Origin of the sequence: Fuchsiella alkaliacetigena (genome assembly GCF_023227765.1) — a bacterium.
GTDB lineage: Bacteria > Bacillota > Halanaerobiia > Halobacteroidales > Acetohalobiaceae > Fuchsiella > Fuchsiella alkaliacetigena.
Map to the genome: position 1 here is coordinate 19,775 of NZ_JALKBZ010000028.1, position 16,162 is coordinate 35,936.

The window sequence follows — 16,162 nt, forward strand, 5'->3', positions numbered from 1 at the left end:
ATCACAAATGAGATTACAGAAAAGATTAATTTTAAATAAATATTTTTTATCGTTATTTGGGGTTGAAGAGTTTGAGGGTTTAAGGGAGGTAGTAATAGATGCAGATGAAGGCTTTAATGCTGAAGGAAATAGTTATATATTAACTCATTTATTAAGTTCAAAATTACAAATAAATAATAAATTACAAATTAAATTGGAAGAGTTTGATCAAGAAATTAAGCAATATGTTGAATTTATTAATAAAAATAGAGATCAGCCAATTGTATTAAAATACTTTCAATATTTAGCAGTATTATTTACTGAAATATTTTTAGATAAATACTTTAATAATAAAGAATTATTTAAGTCAAAATTAAATAATTTTATTAATAAGGAAAATAGTAAAATAAAAAAAGATAAAAATAAGTATTCTCCTTTTTATGATGAAGATTTAAATAAAGTAGCCTTTTATATGGCAACTGGTTCAGGAAAAACTTTAATTATGCATATTAATTATCTTCAATATTTGAAGTATAATTATGATAATTTAGATAAAATTATTTTAATCACTCCTAATGAAGGCTTAAGTGATCAACACTTAAAAGAATTTAAAAAAAGTAATATTCAAGCAGACTTATTACTTAATATGATTGGTGGGTTAATCGAAGAAAAAAAAGTCTATGTAATTGAAATAACTAAGCTTGTAGAAAATAAAACTAGAGAAGGAGATAGTATAGAGGTAAGCTCTTTAGAAGGAAATAATTTAATCTTAGTCGATGAGGGCCATAAAGGTAGTGGTGGAGATGTTTGGAAGAAAAATAGAGAGTATCTAGCTGAAGATGGTTTTATTTTTGAATATAGCGCTACTTTTGGTCAAGCAGTAGAAAAAAGAATTGATAGATCAGAAAAGTGGAAGAATGAAGATCATTATTTTAATAAAAAAGTAGAGAAATTAAATTTACCTGAAGATATTAAAACTGATATATTTAATATAATTAAACATAACACTTATATTAATATGTCACTGTATCAATTGGAAAAGAAAATGGATAAGTATGATTTAAGCTTAACTATGCAGCAAAGAATAAGAAATCTATATAATAATTTGCTTGAGGAGTATTCTAAAGCAATTATTTTTGATTATTCTTATAAGTACTTTCATGAGGATGGTTATGGTAAAGATTATAGTATTTTAAATTTGAAATCATCTCAGCTCCAAGAATATAATTCGATATTTTTATTAGCTAATTTATTATCTTTTTTTGAAAAAAAGATTTATTTTAAAGATCAGCAGGAGCAAATTAAAGAATATAATATAAAAAATCCATTATTGCTATTTGTGGGCCATACTGTCAGTGCGAGTAGTAGTTTAACTAAGAATGATAAAGCTAGTATTAGTGATTTAGAATTTATAATTGAGTTTATAAATGAGTTTCTAAATAATAAGAATGAAATTATAAGTGCGATTGATGATATATTAGCAGGTGATAGTGGATTTGTGGATAGTAACGAAGAAGATATATTTGCTAATAGATATTCTTACTTAAAAGAGAGAGCCTTTACTGGTAAAGAGATTTATAGAAAAATGTTAAAATTAATTTTTAATACTTCCTTAAATTTAAGCAGTGATCTACAATTATATGAGGTTAAAAAAGCTGCTGGAGAGATAGGATTAAAACTAAAGGGAGCAGAAGATTACTTTGCTTTAATAAATATAGGTAATGTTAATAAATTAAAGAGAAAGCTAAAGAAAAATAATATAAATATCAGTGAAGATAACTTTTCAGATTCTTTTTTTGCAGAAATCAATAATAAAAATTCTAAAATAAATATGTTGATTGGTTCTAAGAAGTTTACCGAAGGTTGGGATAGTTATAGAGTAGCTAATATTGGTCTGTTAAACATTGGTAGAAAAGAAGGATCTCAAATAATACAGCTTTTTGGTAGAGGAGTTAGGTTAAAAGGGTTGAATAATTCATTACAAAGAAGCTCAGCTTTTGCTGAGAAAAAACATCCTGAACATATACAGCAATTAGAAACTCTTGACATTTTCGGGATTAAAGCTGATTATATGGAAAAATTCGAAGAGTATTTACAGGAAGAAGGGATAGAGACTGATGCTATTGAGAAAATAGAGTTACCTATTAAAGAAAATGAAGAGTTTTTAAGAGAAGATTTATTAAGTTTAGATGTTAAAGAAGGTCTTGATTTTAGAAAAGATGTAAATTTGAATTTAGATGTTGATGAGAATTATAAAGTTCAACTTGATTTAAGGCCTAAAATGGAGCAGTTAAATAGTAAAAAAAGAATGAATGGTAATATTAAAAATGACAAAAATAATCCCCAAGAAATAGATAGTAAAATATTAAACTATTTAGATTGGGATAAAATATATTTAGATACAGTTAGTTATAAAATTCGAAAAGGATTTACTAACTTATCTATTAAAAAAGAGGCTTTAAAGCTTATCTTGGAGAAAAAATTATATAACTTATATTGTAATAGAGAAGAAGATATTAAAGCTAATAAGTTTACTGATCTTGATAAAATAACAGATATAGTTAAAAAAATATTGAATAAATATATATCTAAATTTTATAGGGATAAATTGAAAAAATATAAAAGTGATAATTTAGTTTATAAACCACTAAGTAAAGAGGATGATAACTTTAAAAATTATACCTTACAAATAAAGAAGAAAAATGAAGACTTAGTTAAAAAGATAAAGAAATTAGTTAAAGATAAAGAAGAAATATATGATGCAAGACTAGAGGGGATAGATGAAATAGATAATGTTTATTTTGATCGACATCTATTTCAACCTTTATTAGGAGATGAATGCGAAATAGAAACAGTAACTCCCGTTGCTCTAAATAAAAGCGAAAAAAGATTTATAAAAATGTTAAAGGAATACTTTATAAATAATAAAGATATTAGATTATTAGCTGATAAAAAAGTTTTTCTGTTAAGGAATCTTCCTAAGCTAGGTATTGGATTTTTTGAAGCTAATAATTATTATCCAGATTTCATTTTATGGATTAAAGAAAAGGATAAACAGTATATTAATTTTATCGACCCAAAGGGACTTAGAAATCTACATAACTTGAGTAATCCTAAAATTAGATTAGCAAAAGATATTAAAGAAATACAGAATAAATTAAAGGGGAGCAGGTCTCAAGATGTATTTTTGAATTCATTTATTATTTCTAATACTCCCTTTAATAAGGCTAAAAGAATATTTAAAATAGATACAAAAAATGATTTTGAAGCTGAAAATATATATTTTGAAGAAGATGGTCTTGAAATTATAAATAAGATGATTAAAAAAGCATTAAGATAGAAAGGAATTCCTTTCTATCTTAATGCTAAGTTTTATTTTAAATTTCAGCTTGGATTATATTTATTAAGTTTTCAAAGTTACAGCTTTGAAGATAGTTACTGTTAATTTTAAAGCCATTTCCTATACTATTAAAGTAGGGGGAGCTAGTATTTATATCTTGCTCTTCTGTTAACAAATAGTTTATTCTAGAACTGTTATGATATAAAAAGAGTAATTTAGTAGGTTTTATAATTGCATCTACTGCCATTTCTTCATAACTTAGCAATTGACCATAACCTACTTTATAATTACTAGAATTCTTTTCTTCGATTAATAATACTGTGTCTTCTTTTTTATTATGTAATAAATAGTCCATATCAACAAAACTGAATGCTCTACCCATATTTTCTCTAAACCATTGGCTAAGATTACTACATTCTGTTTTTGATCTGCTTTTTCTGTCTATTATCTCTAATGCCCAAATAGGAATATGGTTTTCAATTAAATTAGTGATTTCTGTATAACTATCTTGTATTCCATCTATTAGAATAAGATATCTAGTCTGAGGATTATTATTGACTTTGTATAATGCAGATACTAAAAATACTTCTTTATAAACTGCATAAGTTTCACTATCTAGTTGATTAAGAAGTTTATCTAATTGTGGAGACCTGAGGCCAGTATATTCGTCTTTTGGTCTTTGATGATCATATTTTGATCTTGTTTGCTTTATTATACTTTTCTTCATTTCTTTCCCATTCAATATTTTCGTTTGACCACTTCTTAAATCTTTTCTTTTGAATTGCATTTCCTTACCTCCCTTTTATAAAGTTAGTTCTGTTTAACTAAATGTTACTAGATAACTTAAAGTTTATCCTTCATGAAATTATGATTATCAAGTTAAAAGTATAATTATGTCTATAGTGGTTATAATACGTAAAAATGTATTTAGATACTGATTACAATAAAGATATAATATGTTAGAGGTATTTAGCGGGCCCTATTGCTAGTAATTTAAGTTAGCTATGCTTATATGGATAAAAAATAGATTTTAATTATAAATTGTAATTAATGCAGGTTTAATGCAATTTTAATGCAACAAAGATTGAAATTTTTTTAAAGGAATGATAATATATTAAAGTGAAAGCTTATAATTAAAGGGACGTAGGATAGTATTAGATAATATTAATTCTATTTTAAAAAGCATTAATTGTTTTATTATCAAAAAGCCTTCGTCCTTAACAATGATTTTTTTCGTTGTTAGTGATGAGGGTTTTTTTATTTTTTGAATGACTAAAAGAAGTTTTGGAGGAGGAAAAGAGATGGAAGAAGATTATAATTTTAATCAACTCGAGAAAAAATGGCAGCAGTATTGGCAAGAAAATTCTTTATTTGCAAGTGAAGTGGATTTAGATAAACCCAAACACTATACATTGGAGATGTTTCCTTATCCTTCGGGTAATTTACATATGGGCCATGTTAGAGTCTACTCTATTGGAGATGTGATTGCTAGATTCAAAAGAATGCAGGGTTATAATGTACTTCATCCTATGGGTTGGGATGCTTTTGGCTTACCGGCAGAGAATGCCGCTATTAAGCGGGGGATTCATCCTAATGATTGGACTTGGGATAATATCGAAAATATGAAAACCCAATTGGAGAGCTTAGGTATTAGTTACGATTGGCAACGGGAGCTAGCTACCTGTCATCCTGATTACTATAAATGGACGCAGTGGTTATTTCTAAAGCTTTACGAAGAGGACTTAGCCTATCGAGATCGCTCTACGGTAAACTGGTGCTCTAGTTGTGAAACGGTATTGGCTAATGAGCAGGTGGTTGAGGGAGTTTGTGAACGTTGTGATTCTGAAGTAGTAGCAAAGGACTTAGTGCAGTGGTTTTTTAAAATTACCGAATATGCTGAAGATCTGTTAGCTGACCATGAGCAATTAAAGGACTGGCCGGAACGAGTTAAGACTATGCAGCAGAACTGGATAGGTCGTAGTGAAGGAGTAGAGATTGAGTTTCCTTTAGTTGATTTAGAGGAAGAGCTAAAGGTATATACTACTCGACCGGATACTATCTTTGGAGCTACCTATATGGTTTTATCACCGGAACATCCTTTAGTAAAAGAGTTAATAAAGGGTAAAGAGCAGGAGCAGGAAGTATTGGACTTTGTAGCTCAAATGGCTGAACAGGATGAAGAAGAGAGAACCTCTCCTGACTCCGAAAAGGTGGGAGTCTTTACCGGAGCTTATGCTGTTAATCCTTTAACTGAGGAAGAAATTCCGATTTTAGTAGCTAACTATGTATTGATGGATTACGGTACTGGGGCTATTATGGCTGTACCGGCTCACGATCAGCGGGACTTTGATTTTGCTAAGAAGTATGACTTAGATATACAAGTAGTAGTTAAGCCGGAAGATAGTGATTTGAATAATGATAATATAGAGGAAGCTTATGTTGAGGATGGAATAATGGTTAACTCTGATTTTTTAAATGGCTTAAATGTAGAAGCCGCTTTCGATAAAATAGCTGATTATATGGAAGAGAATCAGCTTGGAACTAGAAAGGTTAATTATCGTTTAAGAGACTGGTTAGTTTCCCGACAGCGTTACTGGGGGACGCCAATTCCTATTATTTACTGTGCAGAGTGCGGAATAGTTCCGGTTCCTGAAAGAGATTTACCAGTTGAGCTGCCTACTGATGTGGAGTTTGATGGAGGTGGAGGCTCTCCTTTAGAGGACGTAAAGGACTTTGTAGAGACTGACTGTCCGGAATGTGGGCGAGCTGCTCAGCGAGAAACCGATACTATGGATACCTTTGTGGACTCTTCTTGGTACTTTTTGCGTTATGCTGATGCTGGCAATGAAGAGCAGATTTTTGATTCCCAAAAGGTTAATTACTGGCTGAATGTAGATCAGTACATTGGTGGAATTGAACATGCTATTTTGCATTTATTATATGCTCGCTTCTTTATGAAGTTTATTAATGATTTAGGATTAGTTACTGCTGAAGAACCTTTTGAGAGACTTTTAGCTCAGGGAATGGTTTTAAAAGACGGAGCTAAGATGTCTAAGTCTAAAGGTAATGTAGTAGATCCGATGGATATTATTGCCAACTATGGAGCTGATACAGCTAGACTCTTTATTCTCTTTGCTGCACCGCCGGAAAAGGACTTGGAGTGGAGTGAAGAAGGAGTAGAGGGAGCTTCTAGATTTTTGAGTCGAGTTTGGCGAGTTGCTGCTAAGTATGTAGAGCAGATTAAGGAGCTTGACTTAGCTGAGCTGGAATTGAATAACTTAAACAAGCTGGAAAAGGAGCTCCAGCGCGAAGTACATCAGGCAGTTAAGAAGGTGACGGAGGATTTAGACGAAAGAAAGAACTTCAATACAGCTATTAGTGCTATTATGGAACTGGTAAATGCGATTTACTCTTACTTGGATGGTGTTGCTGAAGAGAACTTAGAGCTTTTAGCTGCAGCTATTAAGACTACGGTGTTGTTGTTAGCACCTTTTGCTCCTCATTTGACAGAGGAGATTTGGTCTCAACTGGAGTTAGCAGGAAGTGTTCATCAACAGGATTGGCCGGATTACGAAGAGGAAGTTTTGCAGAAGGATGAAGTAGAAATTGTAGTGCAGATTAACGGGAAGGTACGGGATAGAGTAGAGGTAGCGGCCGATATTGCTGAGGAAGAGTTGAAAGAGGTAGTAAAGGAGCAGGATAAGGTGCAGGGCTATTTGGAGGATAAAGAAGTAGTGAAGACTATAGTTGTTCCTCAGAAGCTAGTTAATTTGGTGATTAAGTAATTAAAACTTAAAATTTAGTTTGAGGACTTAGGGCCCGTTTATTGTCTAACCAACAATGAACGGGCTTAGTTATATATTATATAGTCAACAGTTTATAGTGTATAATGTATAGTTAAGTTCAAGTTCTAAAAAAATCAATATAAAAATATTGTGAAGTAACAATTTTTGTTAAAAAATTAGTTTTCTTGCAGGAAATTAATAACATATAAGAGAAATAGAAGACTATAAAGTTTATTTTATGAAAGGGGGCCCAGAAATGTTGAAGTTTACTAAGCGGGAAGAACTAATTTTATTAGTGGTTGTGGTTACTCTTTTATTGGGAAGCGGGATATTAGTCGTTAATTATCTGCGACGAGGGTCAGGGATGGAGTTTGTAGCTAATGATATTGAGGAAGAATTAGCAGGTAAGCAGACTGAGGATGAACTGGCAACAGAGACAGAAAGGGAGCAAGTAGAGGAGACTAAGGAGCAGATAATGGTTCAGATTGGGGGAGCTGTTAATAAACCTGGTGTTTATCAGCTAGAAGTGGATAGTAGGCTTTTTGAGTTGATAGAGGAGGCAGGTGGTCCTAGCGCAAAAGCCGATTTGGATAATGTTAATCTAGTTAAAAGGTTAAGTGATAGTGAGCAGATAGTTATTCCTGAAAAAACAGTTGAAGAGGAGCAGCGAGAGGAAGTTGCGGTAGAGGAGAGTGAGAGGGAGGAAAGTGTGGAAACTGAACCTATAACTTCAACAGCAAAAGATACTGATAAAGTAGATTTAAATAACGCTTCACAAACTGAATTGGAAGAGTTGCAGGGAGTGGGCCCGGTTACCGCCCAAAATATTATAGAATATCGACAAAGTGAGGGAGGTTTTAATAAGATAGAGGAGATTAAAGAAGTTTCAGGAGTTGGAGAAGTGACTTATCAACAGATTAAAGATGAGTTGCTAGTAAGATGAATTGGGCCCTAAGTAAGACTCCTTTTTTAGTGGTTTTAGTAGCTCTTATTTTAGGTATTATAGTTGGGGTGAATTTAAGCTTGGTAATTCCGTTATTGATAAGTTTTTTAATAGCTTTACTAGCTGTAACTATAGTTTGTTGGTACTATGAAGCAAAGTTGACCAAATACTTGCTAGTAGTATTGATTTTTATCCTGGGGATTATTTTGATTCAAAGTGCTGAGTATAAGTATCAGGCTTCAGAATCCATAGTTAATTATACGGCCCAGGAGGTAGAACTGGAAGCAGTAGTAATAGACTCCAGTCGTGACTGGTCAGGAGAGTATCAGTATACTCTGCAGCCTTTACAAGTAGTTGATGCTGCTCAAGAGGTGAACTATGGTCAGGTTTTGATGCAGTTGTCCTCAGCAGCGGAGGTTTATGATTATGGAGAGCGTTTAAAAGTTAAAGGTAGCTTAGAGAAGCCGCCTACTAATAGAAATCCAGGTGCTTTTTCTTATCGGGACTATTTGCAGCGAGAAGGAGTTTATGCCTTATTAAGAGAACCTCAGCAGATAACTCGCCAGGGTCAGCAAGGGAATCCTTTAATGCGAAGGGCTTTATTGCTAAAGGAGCATAGCCAGGAGATTATTCGGCAGACTATGGAAGTACCTTATAGCTCTTTGCTTAAGGGTTTGTTGTTAGGAGAAAGGGATTTGGTTCCGCCGGAGATTAATGAAGACTTCAATGAACTAGGTTTTAGTTATCTGCTGGTAGTTTCTGGTTTTCATATTGGTTTATTGGTCTTAATTTTAAATAGTATTTGTCGAGGTTTTAAGCTGCCTCAGTTGGGGATAGATTTGGCTTCAGTGCTGTTGATAATAGTTTATATAGTAATTACCGGTGGTCATCCTTCGGTTTTAAGGGCCGGTTTAGTAATAATTCTTTATATCTTAGGTAGAGTTTGGAATCGTTCTGTTAATATTTATAATATTTTAAGCTTAGTAGCAGTAGTGATCTTAGTTTATAATCCTTATCTAATTTTTCAGGTGGGCTTTCAGCTCTCCTTTACCATAGTTTTAGTAATTATTTATCTAACACCTACTTTAAGTCGCTATTTATCTTTCTTGCCTAAGTTTATAGCTTACAGTATCTCTGCTTCCTTAGCAGCTCAATTAGGAGCTTTACCAATTTTGGCTTATCACTTTAATCAAATTTCATTGGTGCCGATTTTAGGTAATTTATTATTAATGCCGGTAGTTAGTTTGATTATCTTTTTTGGTTTTTTATCACTTTTATTGGGTAGTATTCATTTAGTTTTTGCTCAACTGTTAAATAATTTTAGTACCTTGTTATCGATATTGTTATTGGAAATAGTAGAGTTTTTAAAAAACTTTGATTGGCTAATTTTTAAGCTAGTTAGACCCCATTACTTATCTATTGCTCTCTATTACTTTTTGCTTTATCAATTAAAAGAGATAGCCAGACCAAGTATTATTCCTTACTTTAGACGGCGTTCTAAAAGAATTGTGGCTTCTTTATTGGCAGTTTGTATGGTATTCTTGTTTTTTCAAGTAAGTATTATTTTTAACGATCAGTTGAAGACAGTGGTTTTAGATGTAGGTCAGGGAGATGCTACCTTTTTAAGTCTGCCTAGTGGAGAAAATATTTTAGTTGATGGCGGGCCCGATGATGATATAGTAGCTGATTTTTTGTATCAAAATGGAGTGCGCAGGGTGGATTTAATGGTGGTTACTCACTTTCATTATGATCATTACCAGGGATTTTTTAGGGTTTTGGAAGAGTTTAACGTAGGCCTAGTTTTGATTCCGGAACCTGTTTTGGAGAATCAGTATATTGATGACTTTTTTGATTTATTAGCTAGCCGGGAACAGGATTATCAGTTAGTTAATCAGCCGGGTAGTATTAGTTTGGCAGATATTAACTTGGATTTTTATCGTTTTACAGGTCAGACTGCTGATGCTAATAATAACTCCATAGTAACTAAAGTTGATTATGGAGACTTTCAATTGCTTTTAACTGGAGATGCTGAAAAAGAGCTAGAGGAGTATTTAGTAGAGCAGCAGTTCAAATTGGAAAGTGATGTGTTAAGAGTAGCTCACCACGGTAGTAACACTTCCAGTACTAAGGAGTTTTTAAGAGAGGTGCAGGCTGAGGTCGCTATTATTTCGGCTGGGCGCTGGAACCCTTACGGTCATCCTCATCCGGAAGTGGTAGCTAGATTAAAAAACAAGGGTAAAAAGGTTTTAAAAACTAAATCAGTAGGAGCTATTATTATTAAAAGTGATAGCAACTCTTATACTTTGCAGAAGGTGGGTGGTTAATTTATAACCACCTATTTTTTATTTGCACAAATTTTTATTAAAAGCCATACTATATAGTAAATTTGCTAAATGTTAACTGTAGTTAACATTCAATTACTTAAGAGGAGGTTGATTAGATTGTTTGGAAAGTTTAAGCAGGGCTTAGTAGTGTTGTTAGTGCTTGCTTTAGTTTTTGCTTTAAGTGGGCCCGCTTTAGCTAACGAGAAAGTAAACGCAGTGGCTACTTATTCCATTGTCTATGACTTAGTTAAGAGTGTGGGCGGAGAACGAGTTGAGGTGGAGAGTATAGTTCCGGTAGGAGCTGCTCCCGAAGAGTACAGTCCGGTGCCAGCGGATATGTTGAAAGTAGCTGAAGCAGAGATTGTTTTTTATAATGGTTTTGGCATAGAGCGGTGGTTTGAAGAGTTAATAGACAGTGTTGCTTCGGAGCAGATGAGAGTTAAGACTATTGAGGGAGTAGAACCTTTTTACTTAGGAGATAGCAGTTTTAAGGGTGAGCCTGATCCTCATGCTTGGTTTAACCCTATTTTAATTAGAGACTATTACGTGTCTAACATTAAAGAAGCTTTGATTGAAATCGATCCAGAGGGAGCTGATTATTATCAAGAAAGAGCTACAGAATATCAGCAGCAGCTTACTGAGTTACATGAATGGATTGAAGAAGAGTTAGCTCAATTAGAACCGGAAGATAGAGTGTTGATTACTAGCGAAGGAGCTTTTCGCTACTTCTGTGAAACATATGATTTTGAGGAAGGCTTTATCTGGGAAATTAATGCTCATGAAGAAGGGACTCCCCAGCAGATTGCAGAGCTAATTATGCAGATTAGAAATATGGAGGTAGCAGCTGTCTTTACCGAGTCCAGTGTAGACTCTAGGCCTATGGAAAGGGTAGCCGAGGAAACAGGGGTTTCTATCGGCGGAGTGCTTTACTCTGATTCCTTAGGCAGTCCGGATAGTGAAGCCGCTACTTATTTGGAAATGATGGAGTATAATGTGAATACTATTGTTGAGGCTTTAAAGGGAGGTAGTTAATATGGAAGCAGTAGTTGAATTAGAAGAGGTAACGGTTTCTTATAATGAGGAACCGGTATTAAAAGAAGTAAGTTTTAGCATTTCCCAAGGAGAAAAGGTAGGTATTATCGGCCCCAATGGGGCCGGTAAGTCTACTTTGATTAAGGCTATTATGGGTTTGTTGGCTGTAGACCAAGGAAATATTAAGGTTTTAGGTGGTTCGATTGATGAAAATAGAAAAAAAGTAGCTTATATTCCTCAAAAAGAGAAGATTGATTGGGACTTTCCAATTTCAGTAGAGGAAGTAGTAATGATGGGCCGCTATGCTCACCTAGGACTATTTAAAAGACCTCAAAAAGAAGATCGACAGTTAGTAAACAAATCTTTAGAGGAAGTTGGAATGGCAGAGTATAAAGAGCGGCAGCTGGGAAAACTTTCCGGCGGACAGAAGCAGAGGGTTTTTTTAGCTCGGGCCCTAGCTCAAGGAGCCGAAATTTTACTACTAGATGAACCTTTTGCAGGAGTAGACCAGACTACTCAGGAAGCTATCTATGCTTTATTAGCAGAAATCTCCGAGCAAGGAAAAACAGTGATAGTAGTTAATCACGATTTAAAAAGAGTTGAAGAATACTTTGAAAACTTAGTTTTAATTAATCAGCGCTTGATTGCCTATGGAACTGCTGAGACAGTATTTACACACCAGCATTTACAAGAAGCTTTTACTACTACCCAAAAGACTAAGTCTGCCCAAAAAGAGCTGGTGGTGATAGGATGATAGAACAGTTAAGTATTTGGCTTTTAGAACCTATGGAGTATACCTTTATGCAGCGGGCCTTAATAGCTTCGTTGATAGTAGGCATTAACTGTGGAGCTTTAGGAAGTATCTTAATTTTGAAAAGACTGGCCTTAATGGGTGATGCTATAGCTCATGCAGTTTTACCAGGAGTAGCCATAGCTTACTTAATCGGGATTAACTTTTTTTGGGGAGCAGTGACTACAGGAGTAATTACTGCTTTAGCTATTGGTTTTGTTACTGAACATAGTAAGATCAAAGAGGATTCAGCTATTGGAATTATGTTCAGTGCTGCTTTTGCCTTAGGAATTTTAATAATGAGCAATATTCACACTGGAGTTGATCTTTTTCATATTCTTTTTGGGAATGTATTAGGAGTTTCGGCTGGTGATCTGAAGTTGATAGCTATCTTAGCTTTATTAGTGATTACATTGATTATTCTCTTTTTTAAAGAGTTAAAGCTTTTCATTTTTGACCATATACTAGCTCGTTCTATTGGTTTGCCTACTAGCTTGATTCATTATTTATTAATGCTAATGCTTTCTTTGACGGTAGTTGCTTCGCTACAGACGGTAGGTATTGTTTTAGTAGTAGCGATGTTGATTACTCCTGGAGCTACTGCCTATTTACTAGTAAATAGACTATCTACAATGATGGTCTTAGCTGCCTTTTTTGGTTTGATTTCGGCAGTAATTGGACTGTACCTATCTTTCTATCTAAATGTAGCTTCTGGGGCAGCTATAGTAGTAGTGGCTACTATTTTCTTTTTGTTAGCCTTATTTTTGTCACCTAAAGAAGGGATTTTAACTACTAAAAAAATATTTGGGAATTAGATATATCTAGAATAGCTAAACCTTTTCAGTTAGATCTTATTTTGATTTAGCTGAAGAGGTTTACTTTGTATTATCCACTGGACTTTGTTTGGTTATTTTATCTTTTTTAAATTTAAAGAACTTTTGTTGATATTCTGGATGTTTTTTAAAAAACTCTACTAAATGAGTAATTGTCTGCACAGTTTCTTTGGATAAGTAATGCTCCATAGCTTCAGCTTCTTGTTCTTTATCACACTTACTACCGATTACTTCTAAAAAATCTATTAAAAGTTGATTTCTTCTTACTAAAAAACTACCAAGCTTTAATCCTTTTTTGGTTAATTCTATATTTTGATAACGTTGATAATTTAAGTATCCTTTTTGATTTAACTTTTTGACAGCCTTAGTTACTGAAGGAAGTGATACGTTTAATTTTAAAGCTATATCGGTAGGACGAATAAAGCCTTTTTCTTTATAAAAGCGGTAGCTTTCTTCTAAATAGTCTTCTAAGCTTGGGGAAAGCATAGTTTTTTCGCTCCTAATTTAAGGATTATCATTATCTATATAAAACTATTCAGGGGTAATTTCTATTAGAAGTAAATTGAGGTAAGATTTTCATCTTCCAGCTAACTATTAATAGATCTATTAATAGTTAGCTGGATAGCGGAGATAAAACTATGTAGTAGTTAGTGAGGTATAGGAGCGGATATGTTTTCATATCCGCTCCTGAATTTATTTTTAATCCTTAATTATTGCTGTGGTTCAAAAGAACCAACTTTTTGACTTAGGTTATAATCTTCATTTTCTTGTTGAGTTTGATTAGCTTGAATGTTATTTCCATTGGCCATCTGGTTTTGAGCTTGTTCAATCATCTGCTTAACCATCTGTCCACCAACGGCTCCACATTCTCGAGAGGTCATATTACCCCAATAACCAGACTTATACTCATCAGAGATATTCAACTCTTCAGCTGCTTCTTGCTTAAACTTATCCATTGCTTGCTTAGCCATTGGATTAACTAATCTATTACTGTTATTACGAATACTCATTATTTACACCTCCTTTATAACTACTTCTATTTTAATTATTTCTTGAAAGAAGAAAGATTATACTAGTAGTAATTAACATCAGCTAGGTCTTTTTAGTTATAACTGATAATAGTTCAGCATAATCTATTGTTGAGATTCAAACGAGTTTGTTTGCTGATTTGTGTTATAGTTTTGATTTTCTTGTTGAGTTTGATTAGTTTGAATGTTATTTTCATTGGCCATCTGGTTTTGAACTTGCTCAATCATTTCTTTAACCATTTGCCCACCAACAGCTCCACATTCTCGAGAGGTCATATTACCCCAATAACCTGATTTATACTCATCGGAAATATTCAAGGACTCAGCAACTTCTAATTTAAACTTATCCATTGCTTGTTTAGCCATTGGATTAACTAATCTATTACTGTTATTTCTAATGCTCATCATCAAAACCTCCTTGTTTATTTTGTATTCTTATTATTAAACGCAGCTTGTAGAGCTATACTAGTAGTTATAAACAGATTCCTGCTAATATTCTAATTAAAGCAATTTTTATTGAATTTGAGCAAGGTTTTAAAAAGGTAGAACAAGAATGAAAAGATAGAGGTGAGATAGATGAAAGTAGAAGATATTTTAACTAAAGAGTTAAAGGAACTAAATAATATATATCTATTATTTGGAGAAGAAAAACTTTTAATTAATGAATTTATTGATAAGTTTATTGATAAGTTTGTTGCTGAACAGTCAAAAGATTTTAATCTTAGCTTTATTAATGATAATAATAAAGAAGAGTTTATTTCTCAGTTAATCAATTCTGTTAATCAATTACCTTTTAATGCTGAAAAAAGAATTATAATAGTAGAATCAAGTCGAGCTTTTAGTCAACAGTTTAGAAAAGAAGAAAAAGAAAAACTAGAGTATTTATTGGCAGATTTTCCTGATACTTCGATCATGCTTTTTAAAACTCAGCGCAGCCCTGATAAAAGAACTAAGTTATATAAACTATTTAAAGAAAAGGGAGAGATTTTAGAGTTTACTTCTTTAAGATCAATTAAGTTAAATAAATGGATTAAGAAAAGAGTAGCAGCGGCAGATAAAAAGATCGATGGTCAAGCTATTGAATTTTTAAAAGAAAGCTTTGAAAATGATTTACAGAGATTAGATATGGAACTCAATAAGTTACTAACATTTATAGGGCAGGATGACCTAATAACTTTAGCTAAAGCTAAAGCGATTATTAGTCAAGATCGTCTCTTAGCAGAAAATATTATCTTTGATTTTGTAGATGCTATTGGCACTCAAAATAGCAGTCAAGCTTTAAAATTATTAAATGATATGTTAGCTGAAGGTCAATCAGAAATTGGCTTATTGATGATGATAACTCGACAGGTAAGATTGATGTTGCAGGTTAAAAGTCTTAATAGACAGGGATATTCGCTTAAAAAAATGGCTAGCAGATTACAGGAGCATCCTTATCCAGTGGAAAAATGTCTTAAGCAGAGCCGTAATTTTTCGACTTTGGAGCTTAAAAAAGCTATGCAGCTGTTATTTAAAACTAATTTGAATTTAGTAACCGGAGGAAATAAAAAGTTAGAATTAGAGTTATTAATTATGCAATTAAAGCAACTTAGTAGCTAAAGTATTTTACTTAAAAAGCTCTACATTATCAATGTAGAGCTTTTTTTTGATTAAGCTAATTTATTAAATTGACGGTCTAATTTAGACTTTTTACGAGCAGCAGTATTTTTATGAAAAAGTCCTTTGCTTGTGGACTTGTCTATAATTTGCTTAGCTTCTCTTAATTTTTCTTCAGCTAAGTCTTTATCTTGGTTTTCTATTGCTGTTTCAAAATCTTTAACAGCATCTTTAATTTTTAATTTAAGAGCTTTGTTTCTCTTTCTTTTCTTTTCAGCTACTCGGGCTCGTTTTGCTGCTGAATCAGAACTCGGCATTATCGGGTCACCTCCTTAATTATGTAAATCAGATCTATAATTTTAATGATGATTTTTTATGAAGAACATAGAAATTTTATCATATAGAATTAAAAAAAGCAAGTGTAGCTGGCCTTTGAATCAGGGCAATCGCAAGAAAGAACTCTAAAATAGATTTAATTTCTTCCCTTTAAGATGCTATAATTAAAAGCAAAA

The 16,162-nt window shown here is 32.8% G+C and carries 13 protein-coding genes; 8 read left to right on the forward strand and 5 right to left on the reverse strand.

Features of this window, described 5'->3' with window-relative positions; all coding sequences use genetic code 11:
- Window positions 1-7: 7 nt before the first annotated feature.
- A complete protein-coding gene (locus MWH30_RS08975) occupies window positions 8-3,319 on the forward strand; it encodes a DEAD/DEAH box helicase family protein (RefSeq protein ID WP_248663741.1) in 3,312 nt (1,103 codons plus the stop codon).
- 37 nt (window positions 3,320-3,356) lie between these two features.
- Here MWH30_RS08975 and MWH30_RS08980 read toward each other — a convergent pair whose 3' ends face one another.
- Window positions 3,357-4,106, reverse strand: coding sequence for a hypothetical protein (locus MWH30_RS08980; protein ID WP_248663742.1), 750 nt, complete (start codon window positions 4,104-4,106; stop codon window positions 3,357-3,359).
- A 514-nt stretch (window positions 4,107-4,620) separates the two neighbouring features.
- Here MWH30_RS08980 and leuS point away from each other — a divergent pair.
- The 6 genes from leuS to MWH30_RS09010 all read left to right on the forward strand — a co-directional run bounded on the left by leuS (window position 4,621) and on the right by MWH30_RS09010 (window position 13,008).
- Entirely contained in the window at window positions 4,621-7,104 is a 2,484-nt protein-coding gene (gene leuS / locus MWH30_RS08985) for a leucine--tRNA ligase (protein WP_248663743.1), read from the forward strand.
- Between the two features lie 256 nt (window positions 7,105-7,360).
- Entirely contained in the window at window positions 7,361-8,047 is a 687-nt protein-coding gene (locus MWH30_RS08990) for a ComEA family DNA-binding protein (protein ID WP_248663744.1), read from the forward strand.
- Window positions 8,044-10,371 carry a DNA internalization-related competence protein ComEC/Rec2 gene (locus tag MWH30_RS08995; RefSeq protein WP_248663745.1) on the forward strand — a complete coding sequence of 776 codons (2,328 nt, stop codon included), beginning with the start codon at window positions 8,044-8,046 and terminating at the stop codon, window positions 10,369-10,371. Before MWH30_RS08990 ends, MWH30_RS08995 begins: the two co-directional genes overlap by 4 nt.
- A gap of 117 nt (window positions 10,372-10,488) precedes the next feature.
- The gene (locus tag MWH30_RS09000; RefSeq protein WP_248663746.1) at window positions 10,489-11,403 is read left to right on the forward strand and encodes a metal ABC transporter solute-binding protein, Zn/Mn family; all 915 of its coding nucleotides are present in this window, start codon (window positions 10,489-10,491) and stop codon (window positions 11,401-11,403) included.
- A 1-nt stretch (window position 11,404) separates the two neighbouring features.
- The gene (locus tag MWH30_RS09005) at window positions 11,405-12,157 is read left to right on the forward strand and encodes a metal ABC transporter ATP-binding protein (protein ID WP_248663747.1); all 753 of its coding nucleotides are present in this window, start codon (window positions 11,405-11,407) and stop codon (window positions 12,155-12,157) included.
- The gene (locus MWH30_RS09010) at window positions 12,154-13,008 is read left to right on the forward strand and encodes a metal ABC transporter permease (protein ID WP_248663748.1); all 855 of its coding nucleotides are present in this window, start codon (window positions 12,154-12,156) and stop codon (window positions 13,006-13,008) included. Before MWH30_RS09005 ends, MWH30_RS09010 begins: the two co-directional genes overlap by 4 nt.
- Before the next feature lie 60 nt (window positions 13,009-13,068).
- Here MWH30_RS09010 and MWH30_RS09015 read toward each other — a convergent pair whose 3' ends face one another.
- The 3 genes from MWH30_RS09015 to MWH30_RS09025 all read right to left on the reverse strand — a co-directional run bounded on the left by MWH30_RS09015 (window position 13,069) and on the right by MWH30_RS09025 (window position 14,459).
- Complete coding sequence (locus MWH30_RS09015) at window positions 13,069-13,512, reverse strand: metal-dependent transcriptional regulator (protein WP_248663749.1); 444 nt, start codon at window positions 13,510-13,512, stop codon at window positions 13,069-13,071.
- Window positions 13,513-13,736: 224 nt separating this feature from the next.
- Complete coding sequence (locus MWH30_RS09020) at window positions 13,737-14,036, reverse strand: alpha/beta-type small acid-soluble spore protein (protein ID WP_248663750.1); 300 nt, start codon at window positions 14,034-14,036, stop codon at window positions 13,737-13,739.
- Between the two features lie 123 nt (window positions 14,037-14,159).
- Window positions 14,160-14,459, reverse strand: coding sequence for an alpha/beta-type small acid-soluble spore protein (locus tag MWH30_RS09025; protein WP_248663751.1), 300 nt, complete (start codon window positions 14,457-14,459; stop codon window positions 14,160-14,162).
- Between the two features lie 171 nt (window positions 14,460-14,630).
- On the opposite strand from MWH30_RS09025, the gene holA reads away from it, so the two are divergent.
- Window positions 14,631-15,653: a DNA polymerase III subunit delta gene (gene holA / locus MWH30_RS09030; protein WP_248663752.1), complete on the forward strand. Its 1,023-nt coding sequence runs from the start codon at window positions 14,631-14,633 to the stop codon at window positions 15,651-15,653.
- A 50-nt stretch (window positions 15,654-15,703) separates the two neighbouring features.
- On the opposite strand, the gene rpsT is transcribed toward holA, so the two are convergent.
- Window positions 15,704-15,967 (reverse strand): 30S ribosomal protein S20, encoded by a 264-nt coding sequence (gene rpsT, locus MWH30_RS09035; RefSeq protein WP_248663753.1) that lies wholly within the window; start codon window positions 15,965-15,967, stop codon window positions 15,704-15,706.
- Window positions 15,968-16,162: the final 195 nt, after the last annotated feature.

What these genes read in the sequence shown, in the direction of transcription:
- MWH30_RS08975 (WP_248663741.1), top strand. Translation starts at nt 8, where the DNA reads ATGAGATTACAGAAAAGATTAATTTTAAATAAATATTTTTTATCGTTA.
- MWH30_RS08980 (WP_248663742.1), bottom strand. Translation starts at nt 4,106, where the DNA reads ATGCAATTCAAAAGAAAAGATTTAAGAAGTGGTCAAACGAAAATATTG.
- leuS (WP_248663743.1), top strand. Translation starts at nt 4,621, where the DNA reads ATGGAAGAAGATTATAATTTTAATCAACTCGAGAAAAAATGGCAGCAG.
- MWH30_RS08990 (WP_248663744.1), top strand. Translation starts at nt 7,361, where the DNA reads ATGTTGAAGTTTACTAAGCGGGAAGAACTAATTTTATTAGTGGTTGTG.
- MWH30_RS08995 (WP_248663745.1), top strand. Translation starts at nt 8,044, where the DNA reads ATGAATTGGGCCCTAAGTAAGACTCCTTTTTTAGTGGTTTTAGTAGCT.
- MWH30_RS09005 (WP_248663747.1), top strand. Translation starts at nt 11,405, where the DNA reads ATGGAAGCAGTAGTTGAATTAGAAGAGGTAACGGTTTCTTATAATGAG.
- MWH30_RS09010 (WP_248663748.1), top strand. Translation starts at nt 12,154, where the DNA reads ATGATAGAACAGTTAAGTATTTGGCTTTTAGAACCTATGGAGTATACC.
- MWH30_RS09015 (WP_248663749.1), bottom strand. Translation starts at nt 13,512, where the DNA reads ATGCTTTCCCCAAGCTTAGAAGACTATTTAGAAGAAAGCTACCGCTTT.
- MWH30_RS09020 (WP_248663750.1), bottom strand. Translation starts at nt 14,036, where the DNA reads ATGAGTATTCGTAATAACAGTAATAGATTAGTTAATCCAATGGCTAAG.
- MWH30_RS09025 (WP_248663751.1), bottom strand. Translation starts at nt 14,459, where the DNA reads ATGAGCATTAGAAATAACAGTAATAGATTAGTTAATCCAATGGCTAAA.
- holA (WP_248663752.1), top strand. Translation starts at nt 14,631, where the DNA reads ATGAAAGTAGAAGATATTTTAACTAAAGAGTTAAAGGAACTAAATAAT.
- rpsT (WP_248663753.1), bottom strand. Translation starts at nt 15,967, where the DNA reads ATGCCGAGTTCTGATTCAGCAGCAAAACGAGCCCGAGTAGCTGAAAAG.